Raw genomic sequence first — 16,654 nt, forward strand, 5'->3', positions numbered from 1 at the left:
TTGCTTAGAATACATTGAGTTGTTTTTGAGAATGTGATCTGCCCAGAATCAGTTTTGTGTTTTGCAATCGTGATGGTTACCATATCAAGATATTTGTTTCTATATGAAAATTTCCGTCTTTGACTTTCGTCAGCGGAATCCGCATCGAATTCTCTGATCGACTGATATTATATTCACTCCTGAGTACCGTCAGTATTGATACAATAGATCCATCATTAAGCGATGGTTATTCTATTGAAACTTATATTCTACGTTTAGGAGTTTAAGGTGCAACATAAGGGAATACTGAGAGTAATTTCTTTATTGACGGCAGCGTCATTATCATTATTATCCGGTTGCTGGACATTGGCTGCTGTGGGCGCAGGCGCTTATGGCGGATATAAAATGAAAGAACATGGCTATACCTTGCAAAACCCTATTACCAAAGAGAAGAAATCTAGAAAGTAAAATGTGTTATTTGGTTTTTCTTTGAATACTTTCTGTCTTATCTTTTCTGAAACTTTCGTAGATCATCAACACTGCACCGATAAAAATCGCAGAATCGGCAACATTGAAAGCGGGCCAATGATAAGTGCCGATATAGAAATCCAGAAAATCGACCACATGGCCCAGTGTGATGCGGTCATACAAATTACCCAGCGCACCGCCGAGAATCAAACTCAATGACAAGCAAAACAACCGCTCATGCTTGTACCTGTTGAGCAAGTAGACAATCAATAGTGCTGCACTGCCTGCAATACCACTGAGAAACCAGCGTTGCCAGCCGGACTGCTCGCTCAGAAAACTGAATGCAGCACCGGGATTATAAGTAAGCACCAGGTTAAAGAAGCTGGTCAGCGGAATGACCTGACCGAATTCCAGCGTAGACTCTACCCAGTATTTGCTTGCAAGGTCCAGCGCTAAAATAACGAAGGCTATGCCAAGACTGATGTGAAGCTTCATAGAGTGAGGTTTCCAGTAAATGATCGTAGAGTTTCAAGCATAGTTGCGCACTTCCCCGTTGCCATAAAGATTGGAAACGCAACGTTCACATAAAGTTGGATGATCCGCGTGATGCCCGACATCCTGGCGATAATGCCAGCAGCGTTCGCATTTTGTGTGGGTACTGGACGTCACAAGAATACTCTCCTGCTGCGAATCATTGACCTGTACCAGGTTGACTGCAGAGACAATGAGTACAAAACGTAAATCGTGGCTCAGCGAGCTGAGCAAAGTGAAATCCTCGGCGCAGGCACGAATCTCAACCGTCGCCGCCAAAGAAGACCCTATTTCTCCCTGAATACGGGAATCTTCCAGTTTCTTCAATACATGTGAGCGCAATGTACGTATTTTCGCCCAACGCTTTTGCAGGCGTTCGGCATCAGGCTGCACCGGAAAGATATGCCAATTGTGCAACAGCACGCTATCCTGGTTATCGCCCGTCAGATGTTCCCAGACTTCGTCCGCTGTAAAACTCAGAATTGGCGCAAACAAACGCACCAGGCAATGCACAATATGATGCAGCGCAGTTTGTGCCGAACGGCGAGGCAAACCTCCCGCTGCTGCGGTATACAAGCGATCCTTGAGAATATCCAGATAGAAACCGCCCAGATCTTCAGAGCAGAAATTATGTAGCTTATGCACCACTTGATGAAATTCATAGCGTTCATAGCCCTGTATTAAATCTTTCTGGAATGCTGCCGTTAGCGCCAGCATATAACGATCAATTTCCAAACAATCCGCGACGTCAATCGAATCCGCTTGCGGATCAAAATCCATCAGATTAGCCAGTAAAAAACGCAGCGTATTACGAATACGGCGGTAACTCTCAATGACCCGCTTTAGAATTTCTTCGGAGATGGAGAGCTCGCCGGAATAATCGGTAGACGCAACCCACAAGCGCAAGATATCGGCACCCGAAGTATCCATCACTTTTTGTGGCGCAATGACGTTGCCTTTGGACTTGCTCATTTTGTGACCGCTGCCATCCACCACAAATCCATGCGTAAGCAGCGCTTTGTATGGCGCACGATCATCAATGGCACAGCCCGTCAGCAACGAAGATTGGAACCATCCACGATGCTGATCGGAACCCTCCAAATACAAATCAACCGGAAATGTAAGTTGCGCATCCGCTTTAACGACAGTATCGTGCGTGGTGCCGGAATCAAACCAGACATCCAGAGTATCGGTCAGCTTTTTATAATCCCTGGCTTCCTCACCAAGCAATTCAGCCCCAGCCAACGCAAACCAAGCCTCGATGCCCTGCTGTTCGACCTTTTGCGCTATTTGTTCAAGCAGCTCCAGTGAGCGCGGATGCGGCGCATGCGTGTCCTTATGCACAAAAAATGTCATCGGCACGCCCCAGTTACGTTGGCGTGATACGCACCAATCCGGGCGATTCCTGATCATTGCTTCCAGACGGGCTTTGCCCCATGCAGGGAAAAATTCCGTGGTATCGATCGCCTGCAGAGCCAGTTCACGCAGCGTTCTATCCTGCGTGGATGCGGCATCTGCATTGCACAAATTCATGCCGATAAACCATTGTGGCGTGGCGCGGAAAATAATCGGTGTTTTATGGCGCCAGCAATGAGGATAGCTATGTTCCAGTTTTTTCAGGCAGAAAAGATGCTCATGGGTTCTGAGCGTATCGATAACAATATCGTTGGCCTTCCACACAGAGAGCCCGCCAACCAAAGGGATGTGTGCAACAAACTGTCCATTGCCGCCAACCGGGCTATCACTCGGCAAGTGGTAAGTTTGTCCGACAAAATAATCGTCCACACCGTGCGCGGGCGCCGTATGCACAAGCCCGGTGCCGGCTTCCAGCGTAACATGTTTGCCACAAATGATTTTTACCACTCGTGGTTCAAACGGGTGCTGCAATGACATATGCTCCAATGCCTGACCTTTGCACGTGGCCAGTGTTTTACCGGTCAGGTTATAGCGCTCGAGGCAGGTCTCCTTCAGTTCACTGGCCAGTATCAATAAGCCTTTTGGTGTTTGCACCAGCGCATAGTCGAATTCGGGATGAACGCAGACAGCTTGATTGGCAGGCAATGTCCATGGCGTAGTGGTCCAGATGATGGCATGGATGGGAATATTTTCCGGAACAGGGACGGCAAAAACTTCGCTCAGCAACGAATGCGCGGATGACACTGTAAAACCCACATCAATCGCGGGCGAGGTTTTATCTTCATACTCCACTTCCGCTTCAGCCAGAGCGGAGCCACAATCGATACACCAGTTAACAGGCTTCTGGCCTTGATACAGATAACCATTTTGATAAATTTTTCCCAGTGCGCGAATAATGCCGGCCTCTGTTTTGAAATTCATCGTGAGATAAGGACGTTCCCAATCTCCCAGCACGCCCAGGCGGATAAAATCGCTTTTCTGGCGCTCCACCTGTTCTTGGGCGAAAGCACGGCAGAGTTCGCGCACTTTATCGGCTGGCAAATGCTTGCCATGTTTTTTCTCGATCTGGTGTTCTATCGGCAAACCATGACAATCCCAGCCGGGAATATAGGGTGCATCGAAACCGGACAAGGTTTTACTTTTGATGATGATGTCCTTGAGGATTTTATTGACCGCATGACCAATATGAATATCACCATTGGCATAAGGCGGACCATCGTGCAGTATGAACTTTGGGCGCCCTTTGCTGGCAGAACGAATTTTCTGGTACAGATTCTTTTCTTGCCAGGCTTTCAGCATACCGGGTTCACGACTGGCAAGATTGCCGCGCATCGGAAAAGGTGTATCAAGTAAGTTTAAGGTTTTCTTATAATCAATCATGAAAGTTACAATGAATAAGTTAAAAAGCACCACACATGCGATTAAAATGAGCGGGAGGCGTCATAAAAAATTCTTTGGCTTGCGCGACATCTTTTTCAATTTGCCGCACAAGCGTGCCGATATCCGCATATTTTTCTTCGTTACGTAATTTGTGCAGAAAATCAACCCGCAAGCGCTGTCCATAAATGTCATTGTTAAAGTCGAACAAATGAACTTCCAATACAGGCTTGCCATTTTCATGAATTGTTGGCCGCACCCCCAAACTGGCAACGCCGGGCAGTGGAATCTCCGGTGACGACGGATTGGCACCATATACCGATACAACAAAAATGCCACTAAGTGGCGGATTATGCCTTAGCTGGATATTTGCTGTGGGAAACCCTATTTGCCTGCCTAATTTGTCGCCATCTATGACGCGGCCACTGATATTATACGGCCTGCCCAACAATTTTCCGGCTTCATCCAAATTACCGGCAACCAGTGCCTGACGAATCGCGGAGCTGGAAACACGCTGATTATCAACCAGAACGCTCGGCATGACTTCCACCGTAAAGCCATTTTCTGCAGAGAGCGCTTGCAGCATGGCAGAATCGCCTGCGCGGCGTGCTCCAAAACGAAAATCATCGCCTATCAACAACCAGCGGACATGTAATTCCTGATTCAGAATGTGCGTGATAAATCGTTCCGGACTGAGTCTGGCAAAATCAGAATTAAAGCGACAGATAACAATACAATCGATCCCAGTCCGAATTAAGCAATTCATTTTTTCCCGCAAACCGGTCAAGCGTACCGGCGCCTGATGGGACGTAAAGAATTCGCGCGGATGCGGCTCAAAGGTCATCGCACAAGCGGGAAGTCCAAGCTGATTGGCTGCATCCTTTAAACGGGCAAGCATCGCCTGATGGCCTAAATGGACACCATCAAAATTACCTATGGTAAGCGCAATCGGCATCTTAGCGTGTGCCGATGTCCTGCGCCAAGTATGCATGGGATAAGCAGGGGCCAAAAAATTAGCAATTCTAACGTGTTTAAGGCGATCAGGTCTAGTTCGCGTTAGATCAATTGCCGTCTTGATTGCATAGGGCGATTGAGGATTCTGCTTATCTGTCAGATTGCTGATCTATTCCGTTCTACCACGATTTATAGTTACACTGCGCATTTCGTGCGCCGCTGTTCAAATTACCGGTAAATTGACAATTTTCCCGATTGAACATGATCTGAAAAGCGTGAGGCGTTATAATACCCGCCAAAGAATTGAATAATCCGTTAAAAATACGTTATGTCACAACCTTTATTTCCAAGAACACCATTGCTCGATGGCGATGATGCCAGTTTAAAACGTGAGGAAATACGCAATTATTTTCACACCACGCTGGATCGCTATGAGCAACTATTCGAAACGCTGCGTAATGATGAAGCATATTATAAGAAACCCATTACACTGCGTCATCCATTGATTTTCTATCTGGGTCATACTGCAACCTTTTTTGTTAACAAGCTGATTCTTTCCGGGCTTATCACCGAACGTATCGATTTCCGCCTGGAATCCATTTTTGCCGTGGGTGTCGATGAAATGAGCTGGGACGATCTGGATAGCACACATTACGATTGGCCCAGTGTCGGAGAAGTGCGCGCTTATCGAAAATCCATGCGCACTTTGGTCGATGAACTGATCAGCACCATGCCGCTGACTTTACCCATTTCCTGGGAAAGCGACTGGTGGCCGATTCTGATGGGTATTGAGCACGAACGCATCCATCTGGAAACTTCTTCGGTACTGATCCGCCAGCACGCGTTGCATTTTGTGCAACCACATCCGGATTGGCAGCCATGCCGAAAATCCGGCACCGCGCCGCGAAATGAATTGGTTCACGTTGCCGCCGGCACCGTAACGATCGGAAAAAACAAAACCGATCATCAGCATTACGGCTGGGATAATGAATATGGTTCACATACCGCCGATATCCCGGCGTTTCAAGCAAGCAAGTTTCTGGTCAGCAACCAGGAATTCCTGCCTTTCGTTGAAGCCAATGGCTATCACCTTGAAAATTACTGGTTGGAGGAAGGCCGCTCCTGGCTAAAATTCACGCAAGCGGAATACCCGGCATTCTGGATCAGAAAAGACGATTCATGGCACTTGCGCCTGATGACCGAAGAAATTCCGATGCCATGGGATTGGCCGGTGGAAATCAATTATCACGAAGCGAAGGCATTTTGTAACTGGAAAGCCGCTGTGACCAAGCAGCCGGTACGGCTACCCACCGAAGATGAATGGTATCGGCTTTATGATGTTGCACAATTATCCGAAGTACCGAGGGATACGAAATCCTGCGGCAATCTGCATCTGGATTATTATGCATCGAGTTGTCCGGTAACTGAGTTTCCCTATGGCGAATTTTTCGATATCATCGGCAACGTCTGGCAATGGACAGAAACGCCTACTTACCCTTTTTCCGGTTTTGACGTGCATCCGCTATATGACGACTTCACCACGCCGACATTTGACGGTCAGCACAACTTGATCAAAGGCGGCTCATGGATTGCCTGCGGCAACGAATCGCTGCACAGCGCACGTTATGCCTTCCGCCGCCATTTCTTCCAGCATGCGGGCTTCCGTTATGTAGTCTCGGATGCGCCGGCAACACTGCCGGCTTCCAATTACGAAACCGACAAACTGCTGTCGGAGTATGCAGAATTTCATTATGGCGACAGCTACTTCGATGTGCCCAATTTCTCCCAGGCATTAGCCGAAATTGCGCTCGCAGCCATGGGAAACAAGCCCAAGCGCACCGCGCTCGACCTGGGCTGTGCATCCGGCCGCTCCACCTTTGAGTTAGCGCGCGGTTTTGATCATGTCACCGGTATCGATTTCTCCGCGCGATTCATCGGCCAGGGCGTACAACTCGCGCAACAGGGTGTACTGCGTTACACCTTAACCGAGGAAGGCGATCTGGTTTCCTATAAGGAACGTACGCTATCCGATCTGGGGCTGGATCACGTCAAAGATCGAGTTGAATTTTATCAGGGCGATGCGTGCAATTTGAAAGCGATTTTTACCGGATATGACTTAATACTCGCTGCCAACCTGATCGACCGCCTGTATGATCCGGACAACCTGCTCAGCAGCATTCACACGCGCATTAACACCGGCGGTTTGCTGATGATTGCGTCGCCCTACACCTGGCTGACCGAACATACCAAGAAAGAATCCTGGGTTGGCGGTTTCAAGCGCGATGGTGAGAATTTCACCACATTGGATGGTTTGAAAGAGATTCTCGGCAAAAACTTCCGCCTGATACAAGGCCCGCAGCCTGTACCTTTTGTCATCCGTGAAACCAGGCGCAAATTCCAGCATACCTTGTCGGAAGTCACCATCTGGGAGAAAGTTTCTTGAATCGTGGTTTTGACTTTGACCACGAGATCAACCGCACGGCAACTCACAGCGTCAAGTATGACGGCCGGCAAGCCATGTTCGGCATCAACGAGGTCATTCCTGCGTGGGTGGCGGACATGGATTTCGCCGCGCCGCCTGCAGTCACCCAGGCACTGATAACGCGCGCCAGGCACCCGATTTACGGCTACACGCTTTTTCCCGACAGTTTATACGATGCTTTGATTCACTGGATGCAGCGGCGGCATGGCTGGAGCATTCAGCGCGACTGGATTATTCCGTGTCCTAGCGTGGTACCGTCGATCAACGCCGCCATAATGGCATTCACTCAACCCGGTGAATCGGTCATTATTCAACCACCGGTATATTTTCCTTTTTTCTCGGTTGTTACACAAACCGGACGAATGCTGATCCAAAATCCGCTCGTACTGCGCAATGGCCGCTACACCATCGATTTTGATCACCTGGAAGATTGTGCCCGGAAAGCAAAACTGCTGTTGTTATGCTCACCGCATAATCCGGTGGGCCGGGTCTGGCAACCCGATGAGCTGGAACAGCTGTTACACATTGCCGGGAAACATGATTTAATCATTTTCTCTGACGAAATTCACGCCGATCTGGTTTATCCTGGCAATCAACACGCTGTTCTCGCCGCAATCGCAGAAAGTGACACTAAAATCATCACGGCAGCAGCCCCCAGCAAAACCTTCAATATTCCCGGATTAAACCTGTCAGCATTGGTTATTCCCGACGCATCCATCCGCAGCGCCATAACACAAACATTCAACAACTTTCACGTCAGCGCATCCAATCCATTCAGCATCGCTGCGTTTGAAGCCGCCTACCGCGAAGGCGAAGAATGGCTGGAAGCTCTATTGGTTTATTTGCGTGACACGCGCGACTGCGTTACGGCATTCTTGACCGAGCAATTACCGGAAATCAAGGTAATCAAAGCCGAAGGCACTTACCTGCTGTGGCTGGATTGCCGCGCATTGAACATGACCGACGCGCAGCTAAAACATTTTTTTATCCATGCAGCGGGCGTCGGCATGAATCCCGGTATACAATTCGGTAAGGAAGGCAGCGGGTTTATGCGGCTGAATATTGGTGCGCCGAGAAGAACGATTCTATCGATTATGCAAAGGATCAAACAAGCCTGGCACACTGAAGAGCGCCTTTGAAAATCCATATTTGCGGGCATCCGCTCCACAGATTGCCTGCTTGCTCCATCGTGTCACAATACGTTGTTGTTCACAAAAAATGTTTCCTTACCTATCAATTACAGGCAAAGGCATCAACAACAGAAGCAATCCAGAACTTAAAAACATCAACTTACCCAACTTAGGAAAAATTATGCCCAATGACACGCTGGAACTCGTACAAACACTGATTGCCCGCCGGTCGCTGACTCCCGACGATGATGGATGCCAGCAAATTTTAATCGATCATCTGGAAAAACTCGGTTTCCATATTGAAAAAATGCGTTTCGGTATTGTCGATAATCTTTGGGCGCGGCGCGGTAACACAACGCCCGTGCTTTGCTTCGCTGGACATACCGATGTTGTGCCCACCGGACCACTGGAACAATGGAACAGCGATCCATTCATACCCACTATCCGCGATGGACGCTTATACGGACGCGGCGCCGCTGATATGAAATCATCGCTGGCAGCCTTTATTACGGCGATTGAAGCATTTCTGAAACAACATGCCCAGCATCAAGGATCGATCGCATTATTAATCACTTCAGACGAGGAAGGCGCTGCTATCGATGGCACCGCCAAAGTAGTCGAAACACTTAAAGCACGCGGCGAATTACTCGATTATTGCATTGTGGGCGAACCGACGTGCACCGACAAACTGGGCGATACGGTCAAGAACGGCCGCCGCGGCTCCTTATCCGGAAATCTGATCATCAAAGGCATACAAGGACATATCGCCTATCCGCATTTAGCCAAAAATCCGATTCATCTGGCTGCTCCGGCAATTGCGGAACTGGCGAATACGGAATGGGATCAAGGCAATGAGTTTTTTCCACCGACAACCTGGCATATTTCCAATATCAATGCCGGAACAGGAGCTACCAATGTAATCCCCGGCACCCTGAATTTAATGTTCAATTTCCGTTTCTCCACCGCCAGCACGGTCGATTCGCTCACAGCCAGAGTGCATGAGATCCTTGATAAACATGGATTGGATTATGAATTACAGTGGGAACTCTCAGGGAAACCGTATCTCACCCCCAAAGCCGAATTAGCCGATGCGATAAGCGCCGCCATTACCAAAGTCACTGCTGTCGAGCCGCAATTGTCCACCTCAGGAGGCACTTCGGATGGTCGGTTTATCGCAGATATCTGCTCCCAGGTGGTTGAATTCGGTCCGCGTAACGCAACCATTCACAAACTGAATGAGTATGTCGATGTCGATGACCTTGAACAACTCTCGCGAATTTATCTTTTGACCATGGAAAATTTACTGTCCTCGGAAAAGGAAACAAATCAAACCCATTCAGACAGCTTCTTAGATAAGCTGAAAAAATATTTTTCTTTTGAATAAGATCGATTAAAAAAACCCTGCGGTTTTACCGCAGGGTTTCCAGAAGGTTGAGGCTACCACTGACAGCGGCAAGAAACGATCACAACACATATCTTGCCAAATCCTCGCTCTGCGACAAATCCTTAAGACGTTCATCAACATAAGCCGCATCAATGATCAAGGTTTCACCACTATGTTTAGGTGCATTATAAGAAACCTCCTCAAGCAGCTTTTCGATCACGGTATGCAGGCGCCTGGCACCAATATTCTCAGTCTTACTGTTAACAGAATGGGCAATTTCCGCCAGGCGTTTGATCGCATCACCGCCAAATTGCAATGTAACACCCTCGGTCGCCAATAGTGCTTCATACTGACGCGTGAGGCAAGCATCGGTATTAGTCAGAATCTGTTCAAAATCACTCACACTCAGGCTGCCCAATTCAACACGGATAGGAAAACGCCCTTGCAGCTCCGGAATCAAATCGGAAGGTTTTGACATATGAAAGGCACCACTGGCAATAAACAGAATATGATCGGTATTGATCATTCCGTATTTAGTGGAAACGGTGGTACCTTCCACCAAAGGCAGCAGGTCGCGTTGCACACCCTGGCGTGAAACATCCCCGCCGGCATTGTTTGCCCGGCTGGCAATTTTGTCTATTTCATCCAGAAACACGATACCATTCTGTTCTACATTCTGAAGGGCGGAAAGTTTCAGCTCCTCGTCATTGACCATTTTCGCAGCTTCTTCTTCCAGCAGTATTTTTTTCGCTTCGCGAATCGTCAGTTTGCGGGTTTTCTTTCTCTCACCGGTCATATTCTGAAACATGCCTTGAATTTGTGAGGTCAGATCTTCCATTCCCGGCGGCGCAAAAATTTCCATGCTGGCGCGTGAAGCCGCTACTTCGATCTCAATTTCCTTATCATCCAACTCCCCTTCCCGCAGTTTTTTACGAAACTTTTGGCGCGTCAAATTATTGTGGTCTTCAGGATTCACTGGCGCCCCGAAATCCCTGGAGCCCGGCAATAGCGCATCGAGAATACGATCTTCCGCATGATCTTCCGCAAGCGGTTGCTTCTTGCGGGTTTCTCTTTCCCGTGACTCTTTCACGGCTGTTTCCGCCAGATCGCGAATAATTGAATCAACATCGCGCCCAACATAGCCGACTTCGGTAAATTTAGTGGCTTCGATCTTGATAAAAGGCGCATTTGCAAGCTTGGCCAGCCGGCGTGCGATTTCGGTTTTACCGACACCGGTTGGCCCGATCATCAGAATATTCTTCGGTGTGATTTCCTGGCGCAAAGGATCGGCAACCTGCTGGCGGCGCCAGCGATTTCTCAGCGCGATCGCAACAGCCCTTTTGGCTGAGTCCTGGCCAATAATATGTTTGTCCAATTCATGAACAATTTCCTGCGGAGTCATTTGTGACATGGTTTCATATTTTGTAATAGATGTATGTAAATACCGGCCTAGGCTACTGACCCAACAAGTTAATAGCCTAACCTTCGCATGGGTAGAATTCTTTTGCTTATCGAAAAATTCAATCGATCATTTCGATAATATGATCCTGATTGGTATAAATACAGATATCACCTGCAATGGTCAGCGCTTTTTTCACGATTTCCTGAGGGGGCAGATCCGTATTCTCCAATAATGCACGCGCGGCAGCCAATGCATATGAGCCGCCGCTGCCAATCGCGGCAATACCCAGCTCAGGCTCGATAATATCGCCAGCACCGGTAACAATCAGCGTTGCCTCTTCATTGGCTACCACCAGCATAGCCTCCAATCTGCGCAAAATACGATCGGTACGCCAATCTTTGGCCAACTCAACCGCAGCGCGCATGATATGCCCGTTATGAGCCTCCAGCTTACCTTCAAACCTTTCAAACAAGGTAAAAGCATCAGCGGTTCCACCGGCAAATCCGGCCAGAATTTTGTCATGATAGAGCCTGCGGACTTTACGGGCGCTGGATTTGGCTACTACGGCACCAAGCGTTACCTGGCCATCGCCACCCAATGCAACGTGATGGCCGCGCCTTACTGAAACAATTGTCGTCATGAAATTTCTTATTGCGTTACAAAGCTTGATTATAACGTATAACGCATAGCCAATTTTGATAGAAAAACCCTATCAGCGCTTAATTTCTTTTCTTGGCCCGTGGATGCGCGGCATCGTAAATCTTGGCCAAGTGTTGAAAATCAAGATGGGTATACACCTGAGTGGACGTTATATGGGCATGTCCGAGCATTTCCTGAACCGCGCGCAAATCACCGCTGGATTGCAACACATGGGAAGCAAATGAATGCCGCAAAATATGCGGATGTACATTTTGGTGCAGGCCTTGCTGTCTCGCTCTGCTTTTCAGTCGATAGGCAATAGCGCGCATACTGATCGCATCACCGCGCTGGGATAAAAAAAGTGCAGTAACATCCGGCTTGATAATCTGCAACCGTAACGCCAACCACGTCGTTAACGATTGCAGCGCATATTCACCTACCGGAACAATACGGGCTTTGCCGCCTTTGCCCAGAACCCTGATTGTTCCTTCCGCAAAATGAATATCATCAGGCTGAAGTTGCGCCAATTCCGCCAGCCTTAAGCCGGAAGAATAGAATAGCTCAAACATCGCGCTATCGCGGGCCAGCAAAATATTTTCAACGGGAAATTGCAACAGCCGTGTAGCTTCATCAGGCGACAGCGCATGCGGTAATTTTTGTGGTGATTTGGGAACACGCACAGCATGGCAAGGGTTATGCTGAAAGCCGTGTCTGCGAATTAAAAAATTATAGAAACCACACCAGGCGGATAACATTCTGGCCAGGCTTCTGCCGCCAAGCCCTTTACCGTGAAGTTGCGCAATCGCTTGACGGATATTGGGTGATTGCACCTGCGCTAAGTCATCCGTACCCAGATGTTCCAACAAAATGCGAATATCACGTGCATAGCTTTTACACGTCAGCGGTGACAAACGCCGCTCATAAGCCAGATGATCGATATAGGCAACAGCTCGCAGTTCAGGGGTGCCGGTCATCGATCACATTCTGCTTATCGGCCAAACTGCCCATGATTCCGGCTTGATCGTAACGTGTCACGGTGGTGCACACCAATTCCCCTAACCGTTTCAGATGCAACGTCCCCATCTCAGTATAAAACCGCTCGGCATCAGGGCTGCCCAGAACCACTAAACCAATGGTTCGCGCAGCATTCAAAGGAATCATCGCAAACGAGTTAAGATGCTCGGCACCCTCTCCGAACCATTGCTTGATTTCATCCGCAATATGATTACCGCAATAGGGCTGCGGCAAGCTCTCGGCAATGGTACGCACATCCTCACTGACGGGAGTGAATTCAGCGTTGGATTTTTCACCATTCACAACATTCCAGAGCCGCATGGACACCAGTGGAATGGCAAAATCTTCTTTCAGGCTGAAGTACAATGCATGGAACAATTCATCGATATTCGAAACAGAAAGCAAAGCGATTACCAGGCGGTGCATTTTCTCTCCGATCGCATCATTTTCTTCGCCAAAGCTGATCAGCTCCAGCAGCTTATCCTGCAACACCCGGTTTCTTTCCCGTAATGCAATGATTTGTCTCTCATTGAGCGAGATTACTTTTTCATCCTGCGGATGGGAGATTTGAAGATCCGCCAACAAATCAGCATACTGATTGAAGAACTGCGGGTGTTCCTGCAGATACTGTGCAACTTCTTCCGGTTTCATCATAGTTCCTTGATTGATTACAAATTAATCTCACCTTCAAATACCGTGACTGCCGGGCCGGTCATCCAGACCGGCTCATCGTAACCCTGCCAGCTTATTGTCAAATCGCCGCCTTGCGTACTCACGACAACCTGACGATCCAACAAACCCAGATTGATGCCCGCCACGACAGCAGCACAAGCGCCTGTTCCGCAGGCCAGCGTCTCACCTGCCCCCCGTTCAAACACGCGCAGCTTGATATGATTCCGATCAATAACCTGCAAGTAACCCACATTGACCTTATTAGGAAAACGCCGGTGCTGCTCAATCAACGCGCCTTCAGTTGCAACCGGCGCACGCGCGATATCTGTCACTACACGCACAGCATGCGGATTCCCCATCGACAATGCGCATATTGTAACCGGGTTATCCGGTAATTCAAGTTGGTAAGTCAGCGCGCATTGATCAGCAACAAACGGAATCTGTCCCGGCTCGAATATCGGTTTTCCCATATCCACCGTGATATTTCCATTGTTCTCCAGCCTGGGTGATATCACACCACTTAGAGTTTCGATACGGATTTCATTATTTTGCGTCAAACCATGATCATGCACATAGCGCACAAAACACCGTGCTCCATTGCCGCATTGCTCAACTTCGCCGCCGTCGGCATTGAAAATACGATAACGAAAATCGGCATCGCCTTGTGCTTGCTCCACCAGCAAAAGCTGATCACAGCCGATACCGAAATGCCGATCCGCAAGCCGGCGAATTTGCTGCCGATCAAGATTTACCGCTTGATTGATACCGTCCAAAACTACGAAATCATTTCCCAAGCCTTGCATTTTGGTAAATTTTAACTTCATCGATCATGTATTCCAGCGGCTGAAATCGGTCAGCGTCATCAAAAAATCATTCATTACAAAGCCCCCCCCGATATCGACAATACTATCACCTGCAATTTCAAACCCATACTGCTGATAGGCTGTAATAGCGCTATGGTTGCGTTTATTGACTGTGAGTATCAAGGATTGCAAATCTTTACTTCGCATGAGGTTAAATGCATCCGCCACCAGCATCGCCCCATAGCCTCTGCGATGATAATCACAATGGACATATAGTTTATCAATTTTCAGCTCGTTTGGCTGCCCGGTCAGCATACAGCAGGAAAAACCTACAATGGTCTGATCCAAAGTCAGCTTTCTCCACCACATACTGGGATCCTTGAGTTGATCCTGAATCAGCGCCGGCTCATATCGTTGCGCCAGCATATATTCGATCTGAGCCGTTGAAATAATAGGCGCATAATGATGTTGCCAGATCGTGCGCGCCAATGCGGCGATCGTCCGGGTATCCGATGGTGTTAAAGATAATATGCTCGGTTGCAATTGCATGAGGCCTTGTATAAAAGCGCTCTCCACAATGACATCTTATCCAGCATACCTACAAAGGATGAAATGAAATAATTGTTGCAGGCCTCTATTTCTCTAAAATAGACAAAATAGCTGAATTGACTCGCGTCAGGAAGATTGCGTTCAACTTAAAGTGACGATGAATTGAGAAGGAAAATTTGCATAACCTCTTTCCTTCAGAAAACTCGACCGCATGAAGCGGTCGAGTTTTTTCATTGCTGATACTATATACCCGATATCCCTCGACATTAAACAAGAGGTTTACCGTTCTGCATTGGCTAATCCGCCACGCCCTCAGTATCGCTACCCCCTTGTGAAGAGGTTACCGTCACTCGTGCGGGCGGTACCAGGAATGCGCCCGCCTCCGACACCGACACTTCATATCGTCCAGGAACACCCACCTGCGGCATGAGGAAGGTTTGGCTTCCGATATGCAATGTAAGCTCGGGAATAGCAACCCCTGCAGTAGGACGTATCTTGTCGCTGGTCAAAGCCACGACCTTGACTACTCCAGGTGTCCAGGTCGCCTGGGTAATCGTCACTTGATCAACGACATTAACTACTTGCACGGTCTCCAGGCCACCGGCGCTTGTCGCAGTAATCGTTACCTGGTCCGGTACCGAAAGACCAAAATTGAAATTTAACGCGGCACGTTTGTAGAAGGTGCTATCGCCATCGAATACCATTGGCCCATTTTGATTGGACTGAGGTATGCCGCTGAGCTCAACGGTAGCTTCAGTCGGCGCTTTCATCCATGCGTTGATACGCGCCGTTGTCCTGCCGTTGCTGATATTGGTGGCACGGAAATAAGTAGTGCGTACAGGTTCAATACCTGGCGGGACGTTAGCCTGATCATAGATTTTTCCTTGCACTGAAAATAAACTGGTTTCCACAACATTATTTCCATTGCCATCCAGATTCACGCCAGCCGGACCTTCGATCTTGAAATAATTGATGCCGCAATGGCCACCGATGACTTCATGCGGCACGTTAGGATCGCCCACATAACCCGCAGGCGCAACCGGCGCTATGGCGGGATCCCAGACCAGGAAAGGACCGACTTCACCGCTGAGCATGGTTTCAAACGGTGCGGCGCCGCCCGTATCGCGGGTTATATTAATAGCGCGTCTTCCGGCTGTTGCATTATAAACTTCCTCTTTACAGCCATCGTCTTCATTGAGAAAGGGGTGCCAGATTTTGTACTCGCCATCAACCGGTATATCAACCCGGATACGCACACGCCCAAAAGCGAACTGGTCGTTCGGCGCAGGATCACCCGCACCGTAGGCAGCCTCCAAAGCCAACACTAAAATAGCCTGACCCCCAGTTACATTCATACTGGCATCTGCTGCCCACCAAAATCCTTCTGCGCCAAAGCCGGTCGCTACCGATGTGGCATTACCCGGAATCACCGGGTCGAAGATACACAGGCCGGTAACGCCATCGCCATCCAGGCACAACTGCAAGGTAGTGCCTTGGCTATCGGAGAACCAGGTCGGGAACTTATTAACCGGATGTATTAAGCCTTTACCAGCCAATGCCGCATTGGCCGATGGCATATTCAACCCCATCATTGCCACCGCAAAAACAAAAGCAAAAACCATTGTTTTACTGATGCTAGAAATCTCTCTTAGTTTAAAGAGTTTCATGATCTAATTTCCTCTGATTAATTGATAGTTCTAAAAAATTGATAACTATCCACTATAAATTTATCTTCCCCATTGCTATCGCTATTAAAGAAAGCATGCATGTTCAAGTATGCGCTTCTGCAGTATGCACAACCTTCGGATCCAGATGATTGATGGTTGCCATGATCTGCCATGGATCAGACAACGC

Annotated in this window: 14 protein-coding genes; 4 read left to right on the top strand and 10 right to left on the bottom strand. The window is 48.5% G+C overall.

What is annotated here, in order from left to right:
- Positions 1-267: 267 nt before the first annotated feature.
- The gene (locus tag C4S39_RS13995; RefSeq protein ID WP_103967570.1) at positions 268-447 is read left to right on the top strand and encodes a hypothetical protein; all 180 of its coding nucleotides are present in this window, start codon (positions 268-270) and stop codon (positions 445-447) included.
- A gap of 6 nt (positions 448-453) precedes the next feature.
- On the opposite strand, the gene lspA is transcribed toward C4S39_RS13995, so the two are convergent.
- From lspA to C4S39_RS14010, 3 genes are read right to left on the bottom strand one after another with little or no spacing between them, the layout of a single operon-like run.
- Positions 454-942 carry a signal peptidase II gene (lspA, locus tag C4S39_RS14000; RefSeq protein ID WP_103967571.1) on the bottom strand — a complete coding sequence of 163 codons (489 nt, stop codon included), beginning with the start codon at positions 940-942 and terminating at the stop codon, positions 454-456.
- A 33-nt stretch (positions 943-975) separates the two neighbouring features.
- Complete coding sequence (ileS, locus tag C4S39_RS14005) at positions 976-3,774, bottom strand: isoleucine--tRNA ligase (protein ID WP_103967572.1); 2,799 nt, start codon at positions 3,772-3,774, stop codon at positions 976-978.
- A gap of 19 nt (positions 3,775-3,793) precedes the next feature.
- Complete coding sequence (locus tag C4S39_RS14010) at positions 3,794-4,762, bottom strand: bifunctional riboflavin kinase/FAD synthetase (RefSeq protein WP_103967573.1); 969 nt, start codon at positions 4,760-4,762, stop codon at positions 3,794-3,796.
- A 291-nt stretch (positions 4,763-5,053) separates the two neighbouring features.
- On the opposite strand from C4S39_RS14010, the gene ovoA reads away from it, so the two are divergent.
- The 3 genes from ovoA to dapE all read left to right on the top strand — a co-directional run bounded on the left by ovoA (position 5,054) and on the right by dapE (position 9,721).
- The gene (gene ovoA, locus C4S39_RS14015) at positions 5,054-7,168 is read left to right on the top strand and encodes a 5-histidylcysteine sulfoxide synthase (protein WP_103967574.1); all 2,115 of its coding nucleotides are present in this window, start codon (positions 5,054-5,056) and stop codon (positions 7,166-7,168) included.
- The gene (locus tag C4S39_RS14020) at positions 7,165-8,346 is read left to right on the top strand and encodes a MalY/PatB family protein (RefSeq protein ID WP_103967575.1); all 1,182 of its coding nucleotides are present in this window, start codon (positions 7,165-7,167) and stop codon (positions 8,344-8,346) included. Before ovoA ends, C4S39_RS14020 begins: the two co-directional genes overlap by 4 nt.
- 172 nt (positions 8,347-8,518) lie before the next feature.
- On the top strand, positions 8,519-9,721 hold the full coding sequence (gene dapE, locus C4S39_RS14025) for a succinyl-diaminopimelate desuccinylase (RefSeq protein ID WP_103967576.1): 1,203 nt from the start codon (positions 8,519-8,521) through the stop codon (positions 9,719-9,721).
- Positions 9,722-9,800: 79 nt separating this feature from the next.
- On the opposite strand, the gene hslU is transcribed toward dapE, so the two are convergent.
- The 7 genes from hslU to C4S39_RS14060 all read right to left on the bottom strand — a co-directional run bounded on the left by hslU (position 9,801) and on the right by C4S39_RS14060 (position 16,467).
- The gene (gene hslU / locus C4S39_RS14030; RefSeq protein ID WP_074721949.1) at positions 9,801-11,132 is read right to left on the bottom strand and encodes an ATP-dependent protease ATPase subunit HslU; all 1,332 of its coding nucleotides are present in this window, start codon (positions 11,130-11,132) and stop codon (positions 9,801-9,803) included.
- 109 nt (positions 11,133-11,241) lie between these two features.
- Positions 11,242-11,763 (bottom strand): ATP-dependent protease subunit HslV, encoded by a 522-nt coding sequence (hslV, locus tag C4S39_RS14035; RefSeq protein WP_013648126.1) that lies wholly within the window; start codon positions 11,761-11,763, stop codon positions 11,242-11,244.
- Between the two features lie 79 nt (positions 11,764-11,842).
- A complete protein-coding gene (xerC, locus tag C4S39_RS14040; RefSeq protein WP_103967577.1) occupies positions 11,843-12,736 on the bottom strand; it encodes a tyrosine recombinase XerC in 894 nt (297 codons plus the stop codon).
- The gene (locus tag C4S39_RS14045; protein ID WP_258039458.1) at positions 12,720-13,430 is read right to left on the bottom strand and encodes a DUF484 family protein; all 711 of its coding nucleotides are present in this window, start codon (positions 13,428-13,430) and stop codon (positions 12,720-12,722) included. The genes xerC and C4S39_RS14045 overlap by 17 nt, the downstream gene beginning before the upstream one ends.
- A gap of 14 nt (positions 13,431-13,444) precedes the next feature.
- Positions 13,445-14,272, bottom strand: a complete 828-nt coding sequence (gene dapF, locus C4S39_RS14050; RefSeq protein ID WP_103967579.1) for a diaminopimelate epimerase — start codon at positions 14,270-14,272, stop codon at positions 13,445-13,447.
- A 3-nt stretch (positions 14,273-14,275) separates the two neighbouring features.
- Complete coding sequence (locus tag C4S39_RS14055) at positions 14,276-14,800, bottom strand: GNAT family N-acetyltransferase (protein WP_103967580.1); 525 nt, start codon at positions 14,798-14,800, stop codon at positions 14,276-14,278.
- Between the two features lie 296 nt (positions 14,801-15,096).
- The gene (locus tag C4S39_RS14060; RefSeq protein ID WP_146059778.1) at positions 15,097-16,467 is read right to left on the bottom strand and encodes a hypothetical protein; all 1,371 of its coding nucleotides are present in this window, start codon (positions 16,465-16,467) and stop codon (positions 15,097-15,099) included.
- Positions 16,468-16,654 lie beyond the last annotated feature (187 nt).

Origin of the sequence: Nitrosomonas ureae (assembly GCF_900108305.1) — a bacterium.
Lineage (GTDB): Bacteria > Pseudomonadota > Gammaproteobacteria > Burkholderiales > Nitrosomonadaceae > Nitrosomonas > Nitrosomonas ureae_B.